21 protein-coding genes are annotated in these 23,058 nt (G+C 60.8%); 5 read left to right on the forward strand and 16 right to left on the reverse strand.

Translation table 11 applies throughout. The features are described 5' to 3' along the window. Positions 1-141 precede the first annotated feature (141 nt). Positions 142-1,307 (forward strand): IS3 family transposase gene (locus ACWJKU_RS12970; RefSeq protein WP_454142728.1). Its coding sequence is split into 2 segments (ribosomal slippage): positions 142-394 and positions 394-1,307, totalling 1,167 coding nucleotides; the frame shifts between segments, so codons are not numbered across the junction. A 485-nt stretch (positions 1,308-1,792) separates the two neighbouring features. Further along, complete coding sequence (locus tag ACWJKU_RS12975) at positions 1,793-2,482, forward strand: hypothetical protein (RefSeq protein WP_454142730.1); 690 nt, start codon at positions 1,793-1,795, stop codon at positions 2,480-2,482. 208 nt (positions 2,483-2,690) lie between these two features. Here the strand turns inward: ACWJKU_RS12975 and ACWJKU_RS12980 are convergent, their stop codons facing one another. The 8 genes from ACWJKU_RS12980 to cutA all read right to left on the reverse strand — a co-directional run bounded on the left by ACWJKU_RS12980 (position 2,691) and on the right by cutA (position 9,962). Then, positions 2,691-3,494 (reverse strand): zinc-ribbon and DUF3426 domain-containing protein, encoded by an 804-nt coding sequence (locus ACWJKU_RS12980; protein WP_454142732.1) that lies wholly within the window; start codon positions 3,492-3,494, stop codon positions 2,691-2,693. 3 nt (positions 3,495-3,497) lie between these two features. Next, complete coding sequence (gene prmA / locus ACWJKU_RS12985) at positions 3,498-4,376, reverse strand: 50S ribosomal protein L11 methyltransferase (RefSeq protein WP_454142734.1); 879 nt, start codon at positions 4,374-4,376, stop codon at positions 3,498-3,500. Then, positions 4,376-5,722 (reverse strand): acetyl-CoA carboxylase biotin carboxylase subunit, encoded by a 1,347-nt coding sequence (gene accC / locus ACWJKU_RS12990; RefSeq protein ID WP_454142736.1) that lies wholly within the window; start codon positions 5,720-5,722, stop codon positions 4,376-4,378. The genes prmA and accC overlap by 1 nt, the downstream gene beginning before the upstream one ends. Before the next feature lie 45 nt (positions 5,723-5,767). Continuing rightward, positions 5,768-6,217 (reverse strand): acetyl-CoA carboxylase biotin carboxyl carrier protein, encoded by a 450-nt coding sequence (gene accB / locus ACWJKU_RS12995; RefSeq protein WP_454142738.1) that lies wholly within the window; start codon positions 6,215-6,217, stop codon positions 5,768-5,770. A gap of 3 nt (positions 6,218-6,220) precedes the next feature. Next, the gene (gene aroQ / locus ACWJKU_RS13000) at positions 6,221-6,664 is read right to left on the reverse strand and encodes a type II 3-dehydroquinate dehydratase (RefSeq protein ID WP_454142740.1); all 444 of its coding nucleotides are present in this window, start codon (positions 6,662-6,664) and stop codon (positions 6,221-6,223) included. A 120-nt stretch (positions 6,665-6,784) separates the two neighbouring features. Continuing rightward, entirely contained in the window at positions 6,785-7,327 is a 543-nt protein-coding gene (locus ACWJKU_RS13005) for a TlpA family protein disulfide reductase (protein ID WP_454142742.1), read from the reverse strand. Continuing rightward, the gene (gene dsbD, locus ACWJKU_RS13010; RefSeq protein ID WP_454142744.1) at positions 7,324-9,561 is read right to left on the reverse strand and encodes a protein-disulfide reductase DsbD; all 2,238 of its coding nucleotides are present in this window, start codon (positions 9,559-9,561) and stop codon (positions 7,324-7,326) included. The genes ACWJKU_RS13005 and dsbD overlap by 4 nt, the downstream gene beginning before the upstream one ends. A gap of 71 nt (positions 9,562-9,632) precedes the next feature. After that, on the reverse strand, positions 9,633-9,962 hold the full coding sequence (cutA, locus tag ACWJKU_RS13015; RefSeq protein ID WP_454142746.1) for a divalent-cation tolerance protein CutA: 330 nt from the start codon (positions 9,960-9,962) through the stop codon (positions 9,633-9,635). 47 nt (positions 9,963-10,009) lie between these two features. On the opposite strand from cutA, the gene ACWJKU_RS13020 reads away from it, so the two are divergent. After that, the gene (locus ACWJKU_RS13020) at positions 10,010-10,438 is read left to right on the forward strand and encodes an FxsA family protein (RefSeq protein ID WP_454142748.1); all 429 of its coding nucleotides are present in this window, start codon (positions 10,010-10,012) and stop codon (positions 10,436-10,438) included. Positions 10,439-10,700: 262 nt separating this feature from the next. After that, the gene (locus ACWJKU_RS13025; RefSeq protein ID WP_454142750.1) at positions 10,701-12,086 is read left to right on the forward strand and encodes an urease accessory protein UreH domain-containing protein; all 1,386 of its coding nucleotides are present in this window, start codon (positions 10,701-10,703) and stop codon (positions 12,084-12,086) included. A gap of 65 nt (positions 12,087-12,151) precedes the next feature. On the opposite strand, the gene ACWJKU_RS13030 is transcribed toward ACWJKU_RS13025, so the two are convergent. From ACWJKU_RS13030 to rpe, 8 genes are all read right to left on the reverse strand, one after another. Further along, positions 12,152-13,516, reverse strand: coding sequence for a L,D-transpeptidase family protein (locus ACWJKU_RS13030; protein WP_454142752.1), 1,365 nt, complete (start codon positions 13,514-13,516; stop codon positions 12,152-12,154). A 262-nt stretch (positions 13,517-13,778) separates the two neighbouring features. Then, positions 13,779-14,588 (reverse strand): inositol monophosphatase family protein, encoded by an 810-nt coding sequence (locus ACWJKU_RS13035; RefSeq protein WP_454142754.1) that lies wholly within the window; start codon positions 14,586-14,588, stop codon positions 13,779-13,781. Positions 14,589-14,688: 100 nt separating this feature from the next. After that, positions 14,689-15,492 (reverse strand): indole-3-glycerol phosphate synthase TrpC, encoded by an 804-nt coding sequence (trpC, locus tag ACWJKU_RS13040; RefSeq protein WP_454142755.1) that lies wholly within the window; start codon positions 15,490-15,492, stop codon positions 14,689-14,691. Next, complete coding sequence (trpD, locus tag ACWJKU_RS13045) at positions 15,485-16,513, reverse strand: anthranilate phosphoribosyltransferase (protein ID WP_454142757.1); 1,029 nt, start codon at positions 16,511-16,513, stop codon at positions 15,485-15,487. The genes trpC and trpD overlap by 8 nt, the downstream gene beginning before the upstream one ends. Before the next feature lie 8 nt (positions 16,514-16,521). Next, positions 16,522-17,109: an anthranilate synthase component II gene (locus ACWJKU_RS13050; RefSeq protein ID WP_454142759.1), complete on the reverse strand. Its 588-nt coding sequence runs from the start codon at positions 17,107-17,109 to the stop codon at positions 16,522-16,524. Continuing rightward, positions 17,106-18,596: an anthranilate synthase component I gene (trpE, locus tag ACWJKU_RS13055; RefSeq protein WP_454142761.1), complete on the reverse strand. Its 1,491-nt coding sequence runs from the start codon at positions 18,594-18,596 to the stop codon at positions 17,106-17,108. Before trpE ends, ACWJKU_RS13050 begins: the two co-directional genes overlap by 4 nt. 147 nt (positions 18,597-18,743) lie before the next feature. Continuing rightward, positions 18,744-19,424, reverse strand: coding sequence for a phosphoglycolate phosphatase (locus ACWJKU_RS13060; RefSeq protein WP_454142763.1), 681 nt, complete (start codon positions 19,422-19,424; stop codon positions 18,744-18,746). Beyond that, positions 19,424-20,122, reverse strand: coding sequence for a ribulose-phosphate 3-epimerase (rpe, locus tag ACWJKU_RS13065; protein ID WP_454142765.1), 699 nt, complete (start codon positions 20,120-20,122; stop codon positions 19,424-19,426). The genes ACWJKU_RS13060 and rpe overlap by 1 nt, the downstream gene beginning before the upstream one ends. 219 nt (positions 20,123-20,341) lie before the next feature. On the opposite strand from rpe, the gene polA reads away from it, so the two are divergent. Further along, positions 20,342-23,056 (forward strand): DNA polymerase I, encoded by a 2,715-nt coding sequence (gene polA, locus ACWJKU_RS13070; protein ID WP_454142767.1) that lies wholly within the window; start codon positions 20,342-20,344, stop codon positions 23,054-23,056. The last annotated feature ends 2 nt before the right edge of the window (positions 23,057-23,058 follow it).

Consider the following 23,058-nt stretch of genomic DNA (forward strand, 5'->3'; position numbering starts at 1 on the left):
GTTCCGCCGCGATTAAAGCTGCCATTTTTTCTCTCGTGTAGCCCCCTTCTCGTCGATGCTCGAAGCAAGGTCCGCCGTGATGTGGTCCAATGCCAGCAGACACCTGAGTTAAGGAGTTAAGCTCTACAACTGAGGTGAGAGATGATGACAAGAAAACGCTATACGAAGGAATTCAAGCTGGACGCGGTGAGGCTGGTGACCGAACACGGGTACACCCAGGCCGAAGCCGGTCGCAACCTGGGGATCAACCCGAAGATGCTGGGGCGATGGATTCAAGAATACCGGGTGGATGAGCAGGAAGCGTTTCGGGGGAATGGCAAACGGACGGCAGAGCAGGAAGAGCTGCGGCGACTGCGGGACGAGAACCGTAGGCTGAAGCAGGAGCGCGATATTCCGGTAAAGGCGGCGGCCTTCTTCGCGAAGGAAGTGGGCTGAGATATCCGTTCATTGATCAGGCGAAGAAGGCTTATTCCGTGAAACGATTGTGCCGTGTGCCGGGGGTGAGCCGGGCGGGCTACTACGCCTTCGTCCGGCGACCGCAGCGCGGTCCAGATTCGATGCGCCAGGCGAAACGGGACGCGGTACGCCAATTGGCGGCCGAATCGGATCACGTTTATGGCTCGCGGCGCATGGCGCGGGAACTTACTCGGCTGGGCTACCGGGTCGGCCGCTATCAGGCACGTGGACTGATGCGCGAGGCTGGGGTGTGGGTGCGCTATCGCCGCCGGTATCGGGTGACGACAAACAGCGCACACAGCCAGCCCGTGTTTCCGAATCGGCTGCAACGGGGTTTCCGAGTAGCAGCGCCGGACCGGGTATGGGCCTCGGACATCAGCTATGTCTGGACGGCCGAAGGCTGGTTGTATCTGGCCGTCGTGATTGACCTATACGCCCGCAAGGTCGTGGGTTGGTCTCTGGGAAAGCGCCTCACCAGCGCCTTGGCATGTGACGCGCTCCGGATGGCGCTGTGGCGCCGGCAACCGCCCCGGGGTCAACTGCTGCATCATTCTGATCAAGGCGTGCAGTATGCCAGCCGGGCGTTTCGGGGCCTGCTGCAGGCGTATGGGATGACAGGCAGCATGAGTCGCAAGGGCGATTGTTGGGATAACGCCGTGGTCGAGAGCTTCTTTGGCTCGCTCAAATCCGAACGGGTCCATTGGCGGAGTTACCAGACCCGAGAAGAAGCGCGCCGGGATATCGTCGAGTACATCACGATGTTCTACAACTGTCGCCGTCTGCATTCGTTCCTGGGTTATCGCAGCCCGGACGAATTTGAGAAGAACGGCCATTTGGCCAATGCCGCTTAACTGGGGTGTCCGCTATCACTTGACCAGGTCACCTGTCCTCCAAAACCGCTTGCCCGATCCTTTTGAGGAAACTCTTCATGGTTCGACAAGCTCACCACGAATGGAATCGATACATTACCGTTCGTCCTGAGCCCTTCGACAGGCCTGTCGAAGGACTTAACCAGAACTTCCTTAAGGCCGGAAACGGCCGTTGACCGCCCTGCCGTCTACCGATTCCGCTCCTTGCGTAAAGCCTCCGCGCCCCGCCGCTTCAGGTTAATCGATTTGAAATCGATTACTTCCAAGAAATTTCCCGAGCCGGATGGCGTTTGTCCCAAATGCGCGGCGGCGCGTAAGATTTTGCTAACGCTCCTGAACTATCGCGCTTCAAACGCGTCGACACAGTTATGGCCTCACATTCTCGTGCGGCACGAGGACGAATCGGATGCATCCGGCTCGGATTTCGCCAGACAAGCTGGCCAAACAGGTTTTTCAAGGAGGAAATCATGAAGCGCGCACTCGCTTACCTGGGAGCGACCCTGGCCTTGACCGGTCAAGCTCAGGCGGCATCCTATTTCGGAGACCGAACGAACATCGACCAGGGATCCTTCGTCGACGGAAAGGATTATTTGATTGTCGATACAAGCACGTCGGGAAACGATGTCACCTTCAATATCGATGCGCTGAACGGCCCGGGCCAACCCTTTGCCGGAAAGGAGTTGCCCAACTTCGGCATCCAGGCGTTCGGATTCAATCTCGCAACCGGCCTCGACTCTGCAAACGCCAACCACGCTCATCTGACGGCAAGCAACATCAGCGGGCTGCCAAGCGGCTGGACCGTTGATTTCGACCGGAGATTGAACGGTTTCGGTAAATTCGACGTGGTCGTGCTCGGCACGGGAAGCAATCGCCAGGAACCGCTGACCTTCAGCATCACCGGAATCGACGGCGATACTCCTGACTCCTACCACGCCCCCTCCAGCGGAGGCGCAGGAGAGGGAAACGCTTGGTACGCGGCGCACATCACGGACTTTTCGGGCCCCGACGGTATTACGAGCGGCTATTTTGCCGGCGGCGACGGCCCAGGGATAGCTCCGGCGCCCGTCCCGATTCCTGCGGCGATCTGGCTGTTCGGCTCGGCCATCGCCGGTTTGGGTCTGATATCGAGACGATCCGGCAAAACATCGGGGATTTGACCTGCGGAAGTTTCTCCTGCGAATTCGGTTTGCGCACCGTGCAGGTCAATCGATCCGAATAGTCTCTTTCGAGCCGCCTGCCGGGAACCCGACCGAGTATAGGCTCTTCGTCACGCCCGAAGCAGGCGGCCGCGCTTGCCGCCGAAGCCGGCTTCGTCGACAGCCCGGTGCAGACCGAAAGCCGCAGAAACGAGGAAATTCGGAAGGATCAACGCAATTCGAAAGCAAAACCGCCCACATCGCCGCTGGGTTTGGCTAACAGCAAGCGGACTTCAAACGGTTTGCCGACCGGCATTAGCATGGCTTTTTCCCCTTCGGGGAGATATTCCGCGGGCATGAATATCCGTTCCGCAACGGGATTTCCGTTGAGTTCCGTAAGAACCAGCTTCAGATTGGGAAGCATTTGCGGCAAGCTGGATTGGTTCGCGAAAACGAGCTGGAATTCCAGAGCGTCATCGCGATTCGAGTCCGGCCGCAAAGCGCGGTCGAAAATTTGGATTCGACGCACATCCTTGTATGGCGGCAAAGAGCAGCGAGCGATCTTGCACGCCATGTCCAGCCACGGCCGCATCCGTCCATTCTGCGCCATGCTTTCGCCCTCGAAGACGACCATTTGGACGATCAGGAGAGCCAGCAACCCGAAAACGCTCGCCCCCCAGAGCATCTCGCGCGATACCGGAAACGGCGCTGCCGTCGCTTTGCCTTGGACTCTGCGGGAATCGGGGTCGAGCGGCTTGCCCGCGCTTTCCGCGCCCGACGACCTGTCGATATCGGATTCGTCCAACAGTTCCCGCTCGAACTTTCGAACGACAACCGCCTCTTGAGTCCCCAGCACCGGGGGCCTGACTTGCCCTGCGCCGCCCGGAACCGCTTCCTTCACGACATGAGCCAAGGACACCAGCGCATTGAAGACGATATGGCAGTGCTCGCAAAGCACTTCTCCGCGTCCGGCGCGCAATTGCCCGACGCTGATGCGGTATGCGGTCTTACACTCGGGGCAGCGCGTATACACGATTCAACCTCGAAGTTTGATGCCGGTGAGCAATGCCCATTCTTCGCGAACCGCGGGGGGAAAGAAATCGAATCGGGAAGCGTAAGCCGAGCGGACGGTCTCGGCCTGCGTCGCCAAAATTCCGGACAGGGCCAGGCTTCCGCCGGGCCGGATTTTTTCGCCGATATCCGCCGCCAGCTCGATCAAAGGCGTAGCCAGAATATTGGCGATCAGCACGTCAGCCCGAACGGCAGCGATCTCACGCGGGTAACCGAGCACCAAACGGGCTTCCACGCCATTCTTGCGCGCGTTTTCGTCCGAGGCGGTGAGCGCCTGCGGGTCGATATCCACGCCATAGGCTTTCGCCGCGCCCAGCTTCAATGCGGCCACCGCCAGAATGCCGGAACCGCAGCCGTAATCGATCACGGTCTTGCCTTCGAGATCCTGGCCGTCCAGCCATTCGAGGCAAAGCGCGGTCGTGGGATGGGTGCCGGTTCCGAAAGCCAGGCCGGGATCGAGCACCACATTGACGGCTTCGGGTTCCGGAGGCTCGAAGCCGGTCGGACAAATCCAGAGCCGGCGGCCAAAGCGCATCGGCTGGAAATGATCCAGCCAGGCCCGCTCCCAGACGCGGTCTTCCAAATCATCGACCCGGCATTGGAACACCCGTCCGCCGAATGCCTTCTCGACCGAGTCTCTTACGCGATCTGTATCGACATCGGTATCGAACAATCCGATCACCTTGGTCCGCTGCCAGACCGGCGTCTCCCCCGGCTTGGGCTCGAACAGCGGCTGGTCGCCGGCATCTTCGAAACTGACGGAAACCGCGCCGAGGCTCGACAAAAGGTCGGAAACCGGTTCCGCCAGAGATTCGTCGACCGTAATCGCCAGCTGACGCCACATCAGTGCTTCAAGCCGAGCTTCTGCTCTAGGTAATGGATATTCTGCCCGCCGGCATTGAAAGCCGCATCGTTGATGATGTCGAGCAGCAAAGGAATATTGCACTTGATGCCGCCGATGACCATTTCCTGAAGAGCCATCCGCGCGCGCGCAATGGCGCTGCTTCGCGTCTCGCCGTGGGCGATGAGCTTGCCGATCATCGAGTCGTAGTAGGGAGGCACCTTGTAGCCGTTGTAGATATGGGTTTCGACCCGGATACCCGGGCCTCCGGGCATGTGAAACTGCTCGATCATGCCGGGGCTCGGAATAAAGCTGTGGGGGTCCTCGGCGTTGATCCGGCACTCAATGGCATGGCCGCGCAGCTTGACGTCTTCCTGCTTGATCGACAAGATCTCGCCGGCGGCGATGCGGAGCTGCTCCTTGACGATGTCGAAGCCGGTCACCATCTCCGTCACCGGATGTTCCACCTGTACCCGGGTATTCATCTCGATGAAGTAAAACTGGCCGTCCTGATAAAGAAATTCGAAAGTCCCGGCGCCCAGATAGCCGATTTCCTGGCAGGCCTTGATGCAACGCTCGCCGATCTGGCGGCGCTGCTCCTCGGTGATGCCCGGCGCAGGAGCCTCTTCGATGACTTTCTGATGGCGACGCTGGGTGGAACAATCGCGTTCGCCCAGATGAATCACATTCCCATGACCGTCGGCAATCACCTGGATTTCGATATGCCGCGGATCTTCCAGGAATTTTTCCATGTAAACCATATCGTTGCCGAATGCCGCCGCAGCCTCGCCGCGGGTCAGCGTGATGGCGCTGGGCAGATTGGCCTCGCTGTGGACCACCCGCATGCCTCGTCCGCCGCCGCCGCCGGCCGCCTTGATGATGATCGGAAAACCGATCCGGCGGGCAATTTTCAAGTTTTCGTCGTGATTTTCGCCCAAGGGACCGTCCGAGCCCGGCAAGCACGGGATGCCGGCCTTTTTCATGGCTTCGATGGCGGAAACCTTGTCGCCCATGAGACGGATGGTTTCCGGACGAGGGCCTATGAAAATGAAGCCGCTTTGGATCACTTTCTCCGCGAAGTCGGCATTCTCCGACAGAAACCCGTAACCCGGATGAATAGCCACCGAATCGGTGACTTCAGCCGAGCTGATGATGGCCGGAATATTCAGATAGCTTTCCTTGGACGGCGCCGGACCGATACACACGGACTCGTCGGCAAGCCGCACGTGCTTCAAGTCGCGGTCGGCCTCGGAATGCACGGCCACGGCTTTGATACCGAGTTCGCGGCAAGCACGAAGAATGCGCAGGGCGATCTCACCCCTGTTGGCGATTAGAACTTTACCGAGCATGAACAGACACCTGGAAGATAGGCCGGAATAAGGAGCAACGGAAGGTTACTCGATGACGAACAAAGGCTGGTTGTATTCCACCGGTTGGGCGTTTTCAACAAGCACTTTGGCGATCACACCGGATTTATCCGCCTCGATCTGATTCAAAATTTTCATGGCTTCGATGATACAGAGCGTATCGCCCGCTTCCACGCGCTGGCCGACCTCCACGAAAGCTTTCGCTCCCGGCGACGGCGACCGGTAAAAAGTTCCCACCATGGGCGATCGGACGATATGCCCGGTCAGCTTGTCCGCCGTTGCCTCGGCCGCCTGAGGCGCTGCCCCGGGCTGTACCGTAATGGCGGGTGCGGCGGCCTGCAAAACCGGCACCGGTTGCGGCGCAACGCTGCTGTACCGGCTGATGCGTACCGACTCCTCTCCCTCGTGAATCTCGATTTCCGCGATCCCCGACTCTTCAATCATTTCGATGAGTTTTTTTATTTTTCTAATATCCATGTTTTAGCCTGTTTCAACGATGTGTATGGCGGCAGTCAAGGCGAGCTCGTAGCCGAGCGTGCCCAATCCGCAAATAACCCCTCTGGCGATATCGGACAAATACGAATGCTTACGGAATGGCTCCCGTGCATGAACGTTGGATAAATGGACCTCAATAAAGGGAATACGGGTTGCAAGAAACGCATCTCGAAGCGCGATGCTGGTATGCGTATAAGCGCCCGGATTGATGAGTATGAAGTCTGCGGATTCCCTGAACGCCTGGTGAATACGGTCGATCAGCTCGTGCTCGGCATTGCTTTGAAAAAAATCGAGACGGTGACCGCGCGTTTGCGCCCTGGAGCCGAGAGCAGCCTCGATGTCTCTCAGCGTCTGGCTGCCATATAGCCCGGGTTCGCGAACCCCGAGCAGATTGAGGTTCGGACCGTTGAGCACGAGGATGTTTGCCATAGTACGAAAGCAGACTTGTTTCCAATTACCGCAAAAGCCGAAAAATCGCGGCTATTTTGCCGAAATGAGCAAAATCTGTCCACAAATGAAGGTTTTCGCTTACATTCGACGCAGTTAGAGCTATTTCGAGGATACGCCGGCGCTCAACAGGGGCTCGACAAGCGCCATGAGCCGCTCTCTCGACAGCGGTCCCGTATGCGCGGCGACCAAGCGTCGGCCGCGGTCGAAAACGGCGGAAAACGGCAAGACGTTAAGCCGGTTGCCCAGGCTCTCCGCCCAAGCGGCGGCGCTTTCGTCGCCCAGCAAGATGGGATAATTGACCGGCGTCTCTTTTAAAAACTCCTGCACGGCCTCCGACTCGTCTATGGCAACGCCGACAAACTGAACGCCCTTGCCGCCCAACTCGGTCTGCAGACGAACGAACTCCGGCATCTCCTCCCGACAAGGCGGACACCAGGTCGCCCAGAAATTGAGTACGACGATCTTGTCCTTCCATTCGGCAAGATCGCGCGGATTGCCGTCGAAATCTCTAAGCATCGGGCGCTCCGGGATCGCGACAGCGCCGGAGTCGTTCGCCCCGCCGCTCAGCCAGCGCTGGGCGAAAACGCCCGCAAGAAGGGCGGCCAGCGCGAGCATTCCGAACAGGAACTTCATCGACTTCATCGCAATACCTTTTGCAAATGCCCCAAAAATTCATCCGCATTCATATAACCCACCACTCGGAACGATTTCCGCTCCTGCCTGTCCGGTCCGAAGAAGAGCGTCGCAGGCGGCCCGATGAGACCGAAATTTTTCAGCAGAGCCTGATCGTCCGCGGAATTTTGAGTGACATCGGCCTGAAGCAGCACCACGTCGCCGAGCGCGCCCCGGACTTTGGGATCGGCGAAGGTATAGCGCTCCATTTCCTTGCAGGAGATGCACCAGTCGGCATAGAAATCGAGCATGACCCATTTTCCATCGGCCTCCGCCCGAGCCACTTCCCGGTGCAGATCGTCGATATTCCCGACTTTCCGGAAAACCAGGGACTGCGGCGACGCCTTGGTCGTCGTCGCGTACATCCCGCGCAAAGGCTGCAGCGGATCGGTACTGTCCGAGGCGACGCCGATCAACAGCAGCACTCCGTACGTCAGCATGACGATGCCGACGCCCTTCCACAGCCTGCGCCACCCGGAAACCGGATGCGGCAGGGCATCCAGGGCGCCGAGATAAATCGCCGGGATGATCAGCAGCAACGCCCACAGGAACATGGATGCGGTGACGGGAAGAATACGCTCGAGCAGCCAGACCGCGATCGCCAAAAGCCCTACGCCGAAAGCGGCCTTGACCGCATTCATCCAGGTTCCGGCCTTGGGCAGCAGTTTCCCCGCCGATGCGCCGATGACCAGCAGGGGAATTCCCATGCCCAGTCCCAGGGCGAACAAAGCCAGCCCGCCGAGCACGGCATCGCCGGTCTGGCCGATATAGATCAGCGCGCCCGCCAGGGGTGCCGCCACGCACGGTCCGACGATCAGCGCCGAGAGCGCTCCCATCACCGCCGCGCCCGCCAAGGTTCCGCCGCGCTGTCTATTGCTGATCGAAGCGACGCGGGATTGAATGAATTCCGGCATTTGCAGCGTATAGACGCCGAACATGGACAAGGCCAGCAACACGAACAGCGCGCTGAACGCAACGATCACCCTGGGGTCCTGAAAAAGCACCTGGAGATTGCTGCCGAAAAGCCCCGCCAATACGCCGAAAACCGTATACGCCAGCGCCGACGCCAACACATAGCTGAGCGACAGCATGAAAGCCCGTCCCGTCGTGATCGCGTGACCATGCCCGACGACGATTCCGGACAGAATCGGAATCATCGGGAAAATACACGGCGTGAACGCCAGCAGCAGCCCGAATCCCAGAAAGCTGAAGATCGTCGCCCAGGCGGAATCGCTTTGCAGCGCGAAAGCGATCCGATCCTGCTCCGATACCGGATCGGCCACCCCCGCGACCGACGCGACCGTCCCGACGCCGCCGGCCGGCAAATCCAGGCTGGCGGTCTTCTGCATCGGCGGATAACAGACCCCCTTCTCCGCGCAGCCCTGATAATTCGCCTGCAATCGAACGGTGACCGGCCGGCCGTCGACGCGCGACAACGGAACGGCAAAGCCGATTTCCCGACGGAATACCTCCACCGCCCCGAACTCTTCGTCGTGCATGGGCGCGCCGCGAGGAATCTCGTAATTTTCGAGCGCCACGCCGTTTGCGTCGAGCAAGGCCAGCTTGAATTTCTCGCGGTAAAGATAATACCCATCGGCAATCTGCCAATTGACCCACAGCGTATCGGCGTCCCTGACCTCGGCGAAAAAGCGGAACGCCTCGTCCGGCGGCAGCAAATCGACGGGCTGGGTTTTGACGCCCAGCGATTTGAAGACATCGGCCAGCTTTCCGAGCGAATCGGCCTTGGCGCCGCTTGCGCCGTTCGACGGCCATTGCGCGTTCACCGTCTGCTTATACGGCGGATAGCACACGCCGATATCGGCGCAGCCCTGTGACGTGACGTCCAAAGCCAGGGCCTCGCCGGCACCGTCGCGCCGCGCCAGGGGAAGGCGGATATCGACGTGCCCGCGATAAATTTCCATCTCGCCGAAAAATTCGTCTTGCTTGATCTCGCCTTTCGGAAAGGCCGGCTCGCCCAAATCGATGCCCGAAGTCTTGGAGGCGAACTTGAATTTTTGCCGGTACAGATAATAGCCGTCCGCGATGTCGAATCCGACCACGGCGGCATCGCCATCGATTTTTGCCGATGCCCGGAAAGCCTGCTCGGGCGGCAAAAGCTCTTCGCCGTCAATGGCCCAAGCCGTGCCCGTCCAGAGCGGCATAAAGACGAACAACAGCAAAACCCACTCGCGGAACTGCGGCATAGCAAAATCACTCTGTAAGAAGAAGGTCAGGATGCGGGCTCTTGTTCGGGAGCGATTGCCCGGACGGCCCATCAATTTCTGGGGTGCAGCCATTCGCCGATCCAATCAAGGTACGCGGTCGAACCTCGCAGTATAGGGACCGCGATGATTTCGGGAAGTTCGTAGGGGTGTTTCTCGCGGATGGAAGTCTCCAGCGCTTCGAACGAAGCCGTTTCGGTTTTTATCAGGAGAAGATGCTCCTGCGCGGTCTCTATCTTGCCGTCCCAAGGATAAACGGATGTCAGTCCGGGAACGATGCTGACGCAGGCGGCCCGCCGTTCGTTCACCAGGCCTGCGGCCAGCGCCTCAGCGGTTTTCGCGTCCGGGCAGGTGCACAAAACTAGACAGTATTCGGTAGACATGGCAAAAAGCACGGAGTTAATGTGAATTCTATACGTATGAGGATGCAATGAACATCGGTCAATGGCTATTGCTCGCACTGTTGGGCTTGCCGATTTTAGAGATTTATTTGCTGATCAAGCTAATCGGTTCGCTGGGTTTTTTCCCGACGCTTCTCCTGTTGCTCGGCGCGGCGGCGCTAGGCACTTTTCTGTTGAGGATACAGGGCTGGACTACCTGGTTCCGGGTGCAGCAAGCCTTGGCGCGCGGCGAATTGCCGGCTCGCGAGATCATCGAGGGCGGCCTGGTGGCCGCCGGCGGCGTACTGCTGCTGATACCCGGTTTCATCAGCGATCTGCTGGCGTTGTTCTGCTTGTTGCCGGTCACCCGGAAACGCATCGCGCAACGCATTCTCGAAAGCAGCGTCGCGCGCTCTGCCGAAAAGACGGCGCGCGAGACCCGATACACGATAGAAGGCGAATTCAGGCGTGAAGACTGACGCAGAATCTCCGAAGGACATTGCCGAAAATCGGGTTCCCGGAGCACTTCATCGAAGCGCCTGCATCGTTTAGCCGAACTCCGTTTCGGCTAAGACCCGCTCCTCACGGCCTTCGCCGCGACCGATCGCCTCGGTGCATCCGCTCGAAACCCGCAGCCGCCGCAAGACGCTTTTGAATCCGTCCATCGAAAAGCGCCGCTCTAAGCCGCCCTGCCCGGCCCGCTCCGGGTGACGAACCGAAAATCCCTCAGCAGGTACCGTTATGGCCACGATAACCCGGAAATTCCGCGTCGGCGGCATGCACTGCCAAGGATGCGAAACGACGATCGAGCAATCGGTGGCCCGGCTTTCCGGCATCCGCGAGGTCAAGGCCGATTTTGTCGCCGGAACCGCCATCGTCACCTTCGACCCCGCTCGAACCGATCTCCGAAAAATCGTGGAGACCATCGATAGCCAAGGCTACCAGTGCTCGCTAGCGCCCCCCGGCGGTTCGCCGCGGCTCCGCACCTTCGGACGATCGCTCGTCGTCCTGCTCGCGCTAACAGGCATTGTCGCGCTCCTGATCGAAGGCGACAGCCTCGCCGAACACATGCACCTACCCCGGTTCGACCGGGACATGAGCTACGGCCTGCTGTTCCTGGTCGGTCTTTTCACCGGCTTTCACTGCGTCGGCATGTGCGGCGGCTTCGTCGTCGGCTATACCGCGCGCATCGCCGCGGCCGGCAAACGTTCCTACGTGCTGTCCCACATGCTTTACGGCATCGGCAAAACGCTGTCGTACACCCTGATCGGCGGCACGTTCGGACTGCTCGGATCGGTTATAGCCTTTACGCCGGAAATCCGCGGCATCGCCGCCATAGCCGCCGGCATCTTTCTGATACTGTTCGGCCTCAATATGCTGGATTGGTTCAAGAGCCTCCGCCGATTCCGCATCCGCATACCGGGCTTTTTGAGCTGCTTCGTGTACGGCAGGACGCAAAAAAGCAAGAGTCCGTTCCTGATCGGCCTGCTGAACGGCTTGATGATCGCTTGCGGTCCGCTCCAGGCCATGTACATCATGGCCGCAGGCACCGGCAGTTTCGTCGAAGGCGCCAAGCTCCTTTTCGTCTTCGGACTAGGCACGTTGCCAATCCTGTTCGGCTTCGGGGTGCTGACCAGCCTGATTTCCGCCCAGGCGACCCGCGGTTTGTTGAAAGCCTCCGCCTTTCTGGTGATGGCTCTCGGGCTCATCATGCTGAACCGCGGCCTGGTCATGAGCGGTTCCGGCTACGACTTTCGGACCCTGGCCACCCTGGCCGCAACGCATCTGGAGAACCTGGCGAAGAAGGAAAATTCGGCGGAGTCCGCGGCCGGATACCAGGTGATCCGCATGGAGGTCAACAAACGGGGCTTTCAGCCCGACACGTTCGTATTGAAAAAAGACGTCCCCGTGAAATGGATCATCGACGGCAAGGAGCTGAACTACTGCAATCATCGCATTATCGTCCCGGCGCTGGGGCTCGAATTCGATGTGGTCAAAGGCGAGCAAACCATCGAATTCACGCCGCGACAGGCGGGCGTGATTCCCTGGAGTTGCTGGATGGGGATGATTCCGGGGTCGTTCGTGGTTGAGGATGCTCCCGCTCGCCCCGGGCCGAACCGGCCGTAATCGCAAGACGGCCGGCGCCGTCGCCTTGGGCGAGCGGCGGGTTCAATGCGCCGGCTGCGCCGCGGTCATTTTAGACTCAGCCGTTCTTTCGGCGAAACGATATCGCCCGTGATGTCCAAATCGATCTTCATCCGCTTCGCCGCCGCTTTGGTCGCCTTGCCGTCCTTGAAGGGACCGGCGACGACGCTGAATCGCCCGCCCCCCAAAGCCACCGCCCGCGCCGGAATCTGCGGTCCCTGATGATTCAGGACCGCGGCCAGACGCTGCGCGCTCAATTCGTCGCCGGATTCCAGCGCCGTGATGTACCAGCCGCTGTCGGTCATGGCCGGCGTTTTCGGCTGGCCGTACAACTCGTCCGGATATTTCAGAGCCACGGCTTTGGCCACGAGCCGATCGAGATTTTCGCTGTTCTCCAAAATGGGTATGGGAATGCCCCGAGCCTCGCTCACGATCTGCTCGACCCGCGGCCAGTCCAGCTTCCGGCCTTGTTTCTTTTCGATCATCTTGAGCCCGGCGATCAGATTTTTCTTGAGCTGCTTGGCGTTGAGTTCGTCATGAGGCTCGTGGGCTTCCAGATAAAGCTCGCCGTCGCGCCAGCCCACCAGATAGGGCTGATTGACGATGCGCACGGGCGTCTTGACCGGCACTTCCCGGTAAAGCGTCTCGATGTTTTCCGGATAGAGACGGACGCAGCCGTTGCTGGCGCGAAGCCCGATGCCGTACGGCTTGTTGGTGCCGTGAATCAAATAACTCGGGCGGCTGAGATACAGGGCGTAATCGCCCAGCGGATTGTCGGGCCCCGGCAACACGACCGCCGGAAGAGGATCGCCCTTCTGCTCATGATCCTTGCGGATCGACGCCGGAACGTGCCAGGTCGGGTGCTTGGTCTTCCGCTCGACGCGCATTTCGCCGGTCGGCGTGGAACGACCTTCGCGGCCGATGCCGACCGGATAGGTAACCACTTCTCCGCCTTTCTTTTTCGAAAAATAAAACAGGCGCATGGAGGCGAGATTGACGACGATACCCGTGCGCGGAACATCCGGCACGATGAACTGCATCGGCAAGATCACCCGGCTGCCCGGCGGTGGCGCCCAAAGATCGATTTCGGGATTGGCCTCGCCGATCTCTTCCAGCCCCAGGCCGAAATGCCGGGCCACGTCCGGAAGAGAATCGCCTTCTCCGACTTTCACGGTCGCCAACTGTCCCGCGACACTGTCGTCTTTGCCCAACGCAAAGCGGTTGCTTTCGATGTTTTCGACCGTCGGCTCGACGGGAGCCGCCGGCTCCTGACGGAGCGGCGAATACCAGGAGCAGGCGTGAAGAAAACCGACGAAACAAAGGATCAACGGCAGGCGCAGCCGAGCATCGGCGCGCCCCGGACGATCCGAGCGCAGCGATCCCTCGCATGCGATGGCAGAAGCATTCCTCATCAATTTCAACCCCTCCGCGTCTAGCCCATAAAGCAGGAAACCCTGCAAAGTACGCGCCAACAATGCCTGCCATTCCCGGCCGCGCAGACAAGGCGTCCGCCATCAGCATCCACGCAGATTCATCCTCGGGCGCGGCACGATCGTTCATGGCGGCGATCGCACCATGCCGCGCGTCGGAAAGCAATGCGATTTTGCAAACGGCTCGATGCCTGTCCGGCAACGGCCGTCGTCCTTTGAAACGGCGCCCGGCGCGCGCAAGGGATCAGGAAAGGCCGGTATCGCTCGCGTGTGCGGCCAGCCAGGTCTTCCATTCCTCGAACAGACGCGCGTCGCCCGCAGCGACTACCGAACGGGGCTGCAATTCCGGGCCGAAGATCGGCTCGCCTTGCAGAGTTTCCGCGTGGCCGCCGGCTTCGGACAGGATCAGCGCACCCGCGGCATAGTCCCAGAGCTTTTGTTTGCCGTGCAGATAGACATGGAATCGGCCGGCCGCCAGCCAGCACCACTCCAGGGCCACCGAACCCAGATTGCGCTGCGAGCTATAAGGGGGACGGGCGGCCAGCTTCGCCGCCAGCGGCCCCAGGCGTTTAAAATCCACCACCGCCAGGCTGCGCTGCAACGGCAGGCCGGCGGGCCGGACTTCGAGGCGGACGCCGTTCAGCCAGGCGCCGCGGCCGCGCTCCGCGGTAAAGCATTCGTCGCGGATCGGATCGTAGACGATCCCCAAGACCGGTTTGTGCTCGATGAGCAAGGCGAGCGAAATGCCGAAAAACGGCAACCCCGCGGCGAAGTTGCTGGTGCCGTCGAGAGGGTCCAGACACCAGAGCCCCGGACTGCTTTGCGCCAATAACGCCTGTTGCCGCTGCGCGTCCATTTCCTCGCCCAGCAGTTCGAACTCCGGGCAGCGCTCGCGCAAGCGGACGGTCAGCCGGTTTTGTACGGCGAGATCGGCTTCGGTGACGACGCTGCCGTCGGCTTTGAATCGGCGCTCGGTTCCGGCGAACCTGGGCCGCAATTCTTCCCTGGCCACTTCCTTGATCAGCGCCGCGAGATCGTCGAGATGAGGAAGCATGAAGGCAATCCCTCTGTCGGCTCAATGAACACCCTATGACCGAATTCAACCCGTCATCGATTCGGACACGGGCTAGGTTAACCGGTGCCGCGTATTCGCCTCAAGGCGAAGCGAACAAGGACTGCAAGCGGACGCCCGGATCCTCCGCCGTCATGAACGCTTCGCCGACCAAAAAAGCATGGACGCCGTGGCGGCGCATCAACGACACGTCCTCCGGCGTATGAATGCCGCTTTCGGTCACGACCAGATAGTCGCGGGGAATCCGCTCCAGCAAGTCGAGCGTCGTGTCGAGGCGGGTCTCGAAGGTGCGGAGATTCCGGTTGTTGATGCCGACGAGCGGCAAATCGAGGCGCAAAGCGCGTTCCAGCTCGGCCGCATCGTGAACCTCCACGAGCACGTCCATGCCGAGGTCGACGGCGATATCCGAGAGTTCCCGCATGGTTTCGTCGCTGAGTGCAGCGGCGATCAGCAGGATGCAGTCCGCGCCGATCGCACGGGCCTCGTACACCTGGTACGGATCGATCATGAAATCCTTCCGCAGTACCGGTAGCGGGCAAACGCGCCTGGCCTCCTTCAGGTACTCTTCGGAACCCTGGAAAAAATCCCGGTCGGTCAGCACCGACAGACACGCCGCGCCGTGAGCGGCATAGCTCCGGGCGATGTCCGCCGGACGGAAGTCGGGCCGCATCACGCCCTTGCTGGGCGAAGCCTTCTTGATTTCGGCGATGACCGCGGCCGTGCCGGTTTCGATCTTGCTCCGCAAGGCGCGGACGAAGCCGCGGGGAGCATCGGCAGCCTGCGCCCGTCGCCGAAGCTCTTCCAGCGGCGCGTGCGACCGGCGCTCGGTAATTTCTTCCGCTTTGCGGGCCAGAATCTTTTGCAGGATATCGGGGGGATTATTCATGAGTGGCGATGGATTGGCTGAATTCGATCAGGGCATCCAGCTTGCGCCGGGCGGAGCCGTCGTCGATGGTCGCTTTCGCGCGCTCGACGCCCGCTTCCAAGCTGTCCGCCAGATTGGCCGCGTAAATCGCCGCGCCCGCGTTGAGGACGGTAATGTCCCGGGGCGGACCCGGCTCCTGGTCGAGCACGCTCAGCATCATCTTTAGACTCGCGGCGGCGGTATCGACGGTCAGCTTCTTCAAGGGAGCCCGCTCGATGCCGAATTGTTCCGGCGTCAGCGTATAGGTCGTGATCCGATCGTCCTTGAGTTCCGCGACGTGAGTGGACGCGCCGATGCTGATTTCGTCCAGCCCGTCCTCGGCGTGCACCACCAGCACGTGCTTGCTGCCGAGTTGCCTGAGCACTTCCGCCAGCGGCTCCACCCAGATATCGGAATAGACGCCCACCAACTGATTGGGCGCGCCGGCCGGATTGGTGAGCGGCCCGAGCAGATTGAACAGGGTGCGCACGCCGATTTCCCGGCGCGGCCCGATCGCGTACTTCATGGCGCCGTGATGCCGCTGGGCGAAGAGAAACCCCAGGCCGACCCGGTCGATGCACGCCTTGACCTGGTCCGGCGTCAGATCGAGATTGATGCCCGCCGCCTCCAGCACGTCGGCGCTGCCTGAACGGCTGGAGACCGAGCGGTTGCCGTGCTTGGCCACCTGGCCGCCGGCCGCCGCCACCACGAACGCCGCCGTGGTACTGATGTTGAACGTGTGGTTGGCGTCGCCCCCGGTACCGCAGGTATCGATGAGATGATCGCCCTCGATCGAAACCTTAGTGGCCATCTCCCGCAGGACCTGGGCCGCCGCCACCACTTCCTCGACGCTTTCGCCCTTGGCGCGAAGAGCGACCAGAAAGGCGCCGATCTGCGCCGGCGTGGCGCCGCCGCTCATGATGGTGCGCATGACTTTGCGCATCTGCGATGCGCCGAGATTCTGTCTATCCAATAAAGCCTGCAAGACGGCCGGCATATCCATGCGAATGCTCACTGGCTCAGAAAATTTCGCAGCAGGTCGTGGCCCTGCTCGGTCAGGATGGATTCCGGATGAAACTGCACGCCTTCTATGGCGAGCTGCTTGTGCCGGACGCCCATGATTTCCTCGATCTTGCCGTCCCGGCCCTCGGTCCAGGCGGTGACTTCCAGGCATTCGGGAAGGGTCTCCTGCTCGATCACCAGGGAATGGTAGCGGGTGGCCTGGAACGGATTGTTCAGCCCGCGGAATACCCCCTTATTCCGGTGGTGCACCATCGAGCACTTGCCGTGCATGATGCTCTTGGCGTGAATGACATTGCCGCCGAACGCATAGCCGATGCTCTGATGGCCGAGACAGACGCCCAGAATGGGATATTTGCCGGCATAGCGGCGGATCGTGTCCACCGAAATGCCCGCCTCTTTCGGCGTGCAGGGTCCCGGCGAAATCACGATCTTGTCCGGGGCGAAACCTTCGATTTCCTCGACGTCGATCTGATCGTTGCGCACCACTTCCACGTCGGCGCCCAGCTCCGCCAGATACTGGACCAGGTTGTAGGTAAACGAATCGTAATTGTCGATCATCAATACGCGAGCGCTCATAAGCTCCGCCCTCCTTCGATCCCGGCTTCGGCCATGGCGACCGCGCGAAACACTGCGCGCCCCTTGTTCAGCGTTTCCTCCCACTCGTTGCGGGGAACGGAATCGTGCACCACGCCGGCTCCGGCCTGGATGTGCAGGGTGCCGTCCCGGATCACGGCAGTGCGGATGGCGATGGCCGTATCCAGGTTCCCGGACCAGCCGATGTAGCCGACGGCGCCGGAATAAACCCCGCGCTTGACCGGCTCCAGCTCGGCGATGATTTCCATGGCCCTGATCTTGGGCGCGCCGCTGACGGTGCCGGCGGGGAATGTCGCGGCCAGTACGTCGTAAGCGTCCCTGCCCTTGGCCAAACGGCCGGTGACGTTGGACACGATATGCATGACGTGGGAATAACGCTCGATGATCATCTTGTCGGTAACGCGGACGCTGCCGGTCTCCGCCACCCGCCCGGTGTCGTTGCGGCCGAGATCGATCAGCATCAGGTGCTCGGCGATTTCCTTGGGATCGGCCAGAAGCTCCCGCTCCAGGGCCAGATCCTCCTCCGGCGTCTTGCCGCGCTTACGCGTGCCGGCGATCGGCCGAACGGTCACGGTTTCGTCCTCGACGCGCACCAGGATTTCCGGCGAAGAGCCGACGACGTGAAAATCCCCGAGATTCAGGTTGAACATGTAAGGCGAGGGATTCAGACAGCGCAAGGCGCGGTACAAATCCATGGGCGAAGCGGAATACGGAATGGACAATCGCTGCGAAAGGACGACCTGCATCACGTCCCCTTCGACGATGTATTCCTTCACCCGGCGCACCGCATTCTCGAAACCCTCCTGGGTGAAGCCGGAGACGAAGTCGCTTTCGTCGACCTGCTTGGGCAGCGACTGTCCGCGGTTCGCCGGCAAGCGGTTTTGCCGAAGTCCCTGAATCAGCGTTTCCAGCCGGTCCTGTGCCTGATGGTAAGCGTTCGGCTCGGCGGGATCGGCGTGGGTCAGAACCAGCAGCTTGCCGGACAGGTTGTCGAATACCAGCACATTCTCGGACACCATCAGCAGGATGTCCGGAACCCCGATCGGATCGGGCTTCTCGCAGTGCAACTGGGGTTCGATGTAATGAATCGTCTCGTAGCCGAAGTAGCCGACCAACCCGCCGGTGAAGCGGGGCAGGCCCTCGATCTGCGGAACTTTGAAGCGCGCGCCGTAGCGCCGAATCCAGTCGAGCGGATCGTCGACGCGGTTCGCCTCGACGATGCGTCCGTCCCGCTCGACCATGATTTCCGGACCGCACGCCCGGATCACGGTGCGGCACGGCAAGCCGATGATGGAATAACGCCCCCATTGCTCGCCTCCGTGCACGGATTCGAACAGATAGGAATAAGGCGCGTCGGCCAACTTGAGATACGCGCTCAAAGGCGTATCGAGGTCCGCCAGAACCTCGCGGGCCAGCGGAATGCGGTTGTAGCCTTGGTCGGCATACTGCTGAAATCGTTCGGGCGTCATGATGTTTTATCCATCGAGGTAAGGCGGATTTGCGAAGAATAACCCAACGGGCCATTCGCCGGGTTACGGCCTGCCGGCCGAACCCGCTAGGTTTGAGGCTGGTTCAGTGACGCCATCGCTCTTTCAGAACAGGTCGATGCATGGTGCTCACGCGGCTTTCTTGAACAAGGCGGGCAACTCGGTCAGGGAGGAAACGACGGCGTCCGGCTCCAGGCACTCGACGCCATTGCCGCCGTGGTAGCCGTAAGGCACGCAGACGACCATGAATCCTGCCGCCCGCGCGGCTTTCACGTCGTTGGCGGAATCGCCGACCATCAAACCGCGGGAAGGCTCGACCGCGAAAAATTCGGCGGTCTTCAGCAAGGGGCACGGATCGGGCTTGTGCTTTTCGAATTGATCGCCGCATCCGACGAAATCCATGTCCTGCAACACGCCCAACCGATCCAGCAGCGGGCGGGTGAACCTCGAATGTTTGTTGGTGACGCACGCCAGGCGAAAACCCGCCGCCTTGAGCTGCTTCAGCCCGTCGGCGACGCCCGGAAACAAGCGGCTGCGGTTGCAGACGTTTGCCTCGTACAGGTCCATGAAGACCGGCAGGGCCTCGTCGAAACGCGCCGGCTCACCTTGCGGCCACATTTCCCCGGTCAGCGCGCGTTTCACCAGCATGTCCACGCCGTTGCCGATCCAGCCTTTCACCCGCGACTCTCCGACCGGGGGCAAGCCCAGCCGGCCGAGCATGGCATCGATGGCGTCGGCCAGATCCGGCGAACTGTCCACCAGCGTGCCGTCCAGGTCGAAAGCGATGAGTTCGGGCGTGCGATCCAGCATCAAACGGCGCTGGCCTTGGCTATTTCATCGCGCAGCGCACGCACGACCGAGTCGTAACGGTTCGGATCGCTGTCCTTGCCCGCGCCGAAAATGGCCGATCCGGCCACGAAGGTATCGGCGCCGGCCGCGGTGATCTCGCGGATGTTGTCCACTTTCACCCCGCCGTCGATCTCCAGGCGGATGTCGCGGCCGCTGTCCTGGATGCGCTGCTTGGTCTCGCGCAGCTTGTCCAGCACGTACGGAATGAACGACTGACCGCCGAAACCGGGGTTCACGGACATGAGCAGAATCATGTCCAGCTTTTCCATCACGTGATCCAGGTAGTTGAGCGGCGTCGCCGGGTTGAACACCAGCCCCGCCTTGCAGCCCAGATCCTTGATCAGTTGAAGGCTGCGGTCGACGTGCTCGGACGCTTCCGGATGAAACGTGATATAAGTAGCGCCGGCCTTGGCGAAATCCGGGATGATGCGATCCACCGGCTTGACCATCAAATGCACGTCGATGGGCGCGGTGACGCCATATTTCCGGAGCGCCTCGCACACCAGGGGGCCGATGGTCAGATTGGGAACGTAATGGTTATCCATCACATCGAAGTGAACGATATCGGCGCCGGCAGCCAATACGTTCCGCACTTCCTCGCCCAAACGCGCGAAGTCGGCGGACAAAATCGAAGGAGCGATCCAGGGTTGATTCGTCATTATTGTGTGCTCTACTCGTAAATATCGGGTTCCGGTGACAAGGCCAGCGGCATCGTCGTGTGCGTCGCTCGCCCAACGCGGGCGGCAGTTCCAGCGCGGCAGGCTTTCCAGCGAGAGCAAAGCTCTACTGCGGTTTGTTGCGGTTTATTTTCACATTTAGAATTCACACGGGCAAGCAAGCCGCCCGCCTCCGACCGATTGAAAAACCCATTCCAGACCATGCCCGAAACATCTCCGAAAACCCTCGTCCTCGTCGACGGCTCTTCATTTTTGTACCGTGCGTTTCATGCCCTGCCGCCCCTGAACAACTCGCGCGGCGAACCGACCGGCGCGGTGCTGGGCGTCGCCAACATGCTGCGGAAGCTCATCGGAGAGTACGAGAGCTGCTATATCGCCGTCGTGTTCGACGCACCCGGAAAGACCTTCCGCGACGATCTTTTCGAGCACTACAAAGCCCATAGGCCGCCGATGCCGGACGAGCTTCGGGCGCAGATTCAGCCGCTGCACGACATCATCCGGACGCTAGGCCTGCCCTTGTTGATCGAGCAAGGCGTAGAAGCGGACGACGTCATCGGCACCCTCACGATGAAGGCGGTCGAGCAAGGGTATTCGGTCGTCATTTCCACCGGCGACAAGGACATGGCGCAACTGGTCAACGACCGGGTGATGCTGGAGAACACCATGTTCGACAGTCGCCTCGACGTCGAGGGCGTAAAAGCCAAGTTTGGCGTGCCGCCCGAGTGTATCGTCGATTATCTGGCCCTGGTGGGCGACACCTCGGACAACATCCCCGGCATTCCCAAGGTGGGACCGAAAACGGCGGCGAAATGGCTGAGCCAATACGGCTCGCTCGATGCCATCGTCGCCCACGCCGAGGAAATCGGCGGCAAGGTCGGCGAGAATCTCCGCGCAAACCTCGATCAAATCCCCTTGTCGCGACAGTTGGCCACCATCAAATGCGACGTGGAACTGCCGATCGGACCGGACGATCTCCAACGAACCGAACCGGACCAATCCGCCCTGCGGGAACTCCTGGTCCGGCTCGAATTCAACTCCTGGCTCCGGCAACTGGATGCATCGAGCGGCGTCGAAAGCGCGGCGGCCTACGTCCCGCAAACCGCGATCAAAGCCAGCTACGAAACGATCCTGACCGAGGATGAACTGGAGCACTGGCTAAAAAAACTGAAAGCCGCGGAATACTTCGCTTTCGACACCGAAACCACGAGCCTCGACTACAGCCGGGCGGAAATCGTGGGTGTGTCCTTTGCAGTGGAACCCGGCGAAGCGGCTTACGTCCCGGTGGCTCACGATTATCCCGGCGCGCCGGCGCAACTGAGCCGCAATTACGTTCTGGAAAAGCTCAGGCCGTTGCTGGAAGACCCAGACCGCCCGAAGCTCGGACAAAACCTCAAATACGACGCCAATGTCCTCGCCAATCACGGCCTCGCGCTGACCGGCATCCGCCACGACACCATGCTCGAATCCTACGTGCTCAACAGCACCGCCACCCGGCACGACATGGATTCTCTGGCCGAACTGTATCTCAATCATCGGACCATTCATTACGAGGATGTGGCCGGCAAAGGCGCGAAACAGATTCCCTTCAGGCAGGTCGGCATCGAAAGCGCCACCGAGTATGCGGCGGAAGACGCCGACATCACCCTGCGCCTGCATCATCACCTTTGGCCGAAGCTCGAAGCGGAAGCTTCGCTCAAAGCGCTCTATGAAGGTATCGAGGTCCCGCTGGTGCCGGTCCTGTCCCGCATGGAATGCACCGGCGTGCTGGTCGACGTGTACAAGCTGGCCCAGCAAAGCCGGGAACTCGAAAAGCGCATGTTGGAGATCGAACAGGACGCCTGCAAGGCGGCGGGGTGCCCGTTCAATCTGGGGTCGCCCAAGCAGATCCAGGCCATCCTGTACGACAAGCTGAACCTACCGGTGGTCAAGAAAACGCCGACCGGACAACCGTCCACCGACGAATCGGTGTTACAGGAACTGGCCGAGAACTTCGATCTGCCGCGGCTGATCCTGGACTACCGCTCCGTAGCCAAACTCAAATCGACCTATACCGACAAGCTCGCGGAACAGATCAATCCCCGCACCGGGCGCGTCCATACCTCCTATCACCAGGCCGTGGCCGCCACCGGACGGCTGTCGTCCTCCGATCCCAACCTGCAGAACATCCCGGTGCGCACCGAAGAAGGCCGGCGCATCCGTCAGGCCTTCATCGCACCACCCGGCTACAAGATCCTCGCGGCGGACTATTCGCAGATCGAGCTCCGAATCATGGCGCATATTTCGGGCGATCCGATCCTCCGCGCCGCCTTCCACGACAATACCGACGTCCACCGCTTCACCGCCGCCGAAGTGTTCGGCGTGCCGCCGGAACAGGTCACGCCGGACCAGCGCCGTTCCGCCAAGGCGATCAATTTCGGCCTCATCTACGGCATGTCCGCGTTCGGCCTCGGGAAACAGCTCGGCATCCCCACCAACATGGCGCAACGCTACGTCGACCTTTATTTCGCCCGCTATCCCGACGTCAAAGGCTACATGGAAAAAACCCGCGACATGGCGCGGGAGAGAGGCTATGTGGAGACCTTGTTCGGCCGGCGCCTCTATATTCCCGAAATCAACTCCCGCAACGCCCAGCGCCGCCAGTATGCGGAGCGCACCGCTATTAACGCCCCTATGCAAGGCACCGCGGCCGACATCATCAAGCGCGCCATGATCGCCGTCGACGCCTGGATTCAGGAATCCGGCTGCCCGGTCTGCATGATCATGCAGGTACACGACGAACTGGTATTCGAAGTGGCGGAGGATTATGTGGACGAGGCCGCCCGCGAAATCGGCAACCGCATGTGCCGCGCGGCGCAGCTCGCGGTGCCTTTGGTGGTGGACGTGGGGATCGGGTCGAATTGGGATGAGGCGCATTGATT

The organism is Methylocaldum sp. MU1018 (genome assembly GCF_053646775.1).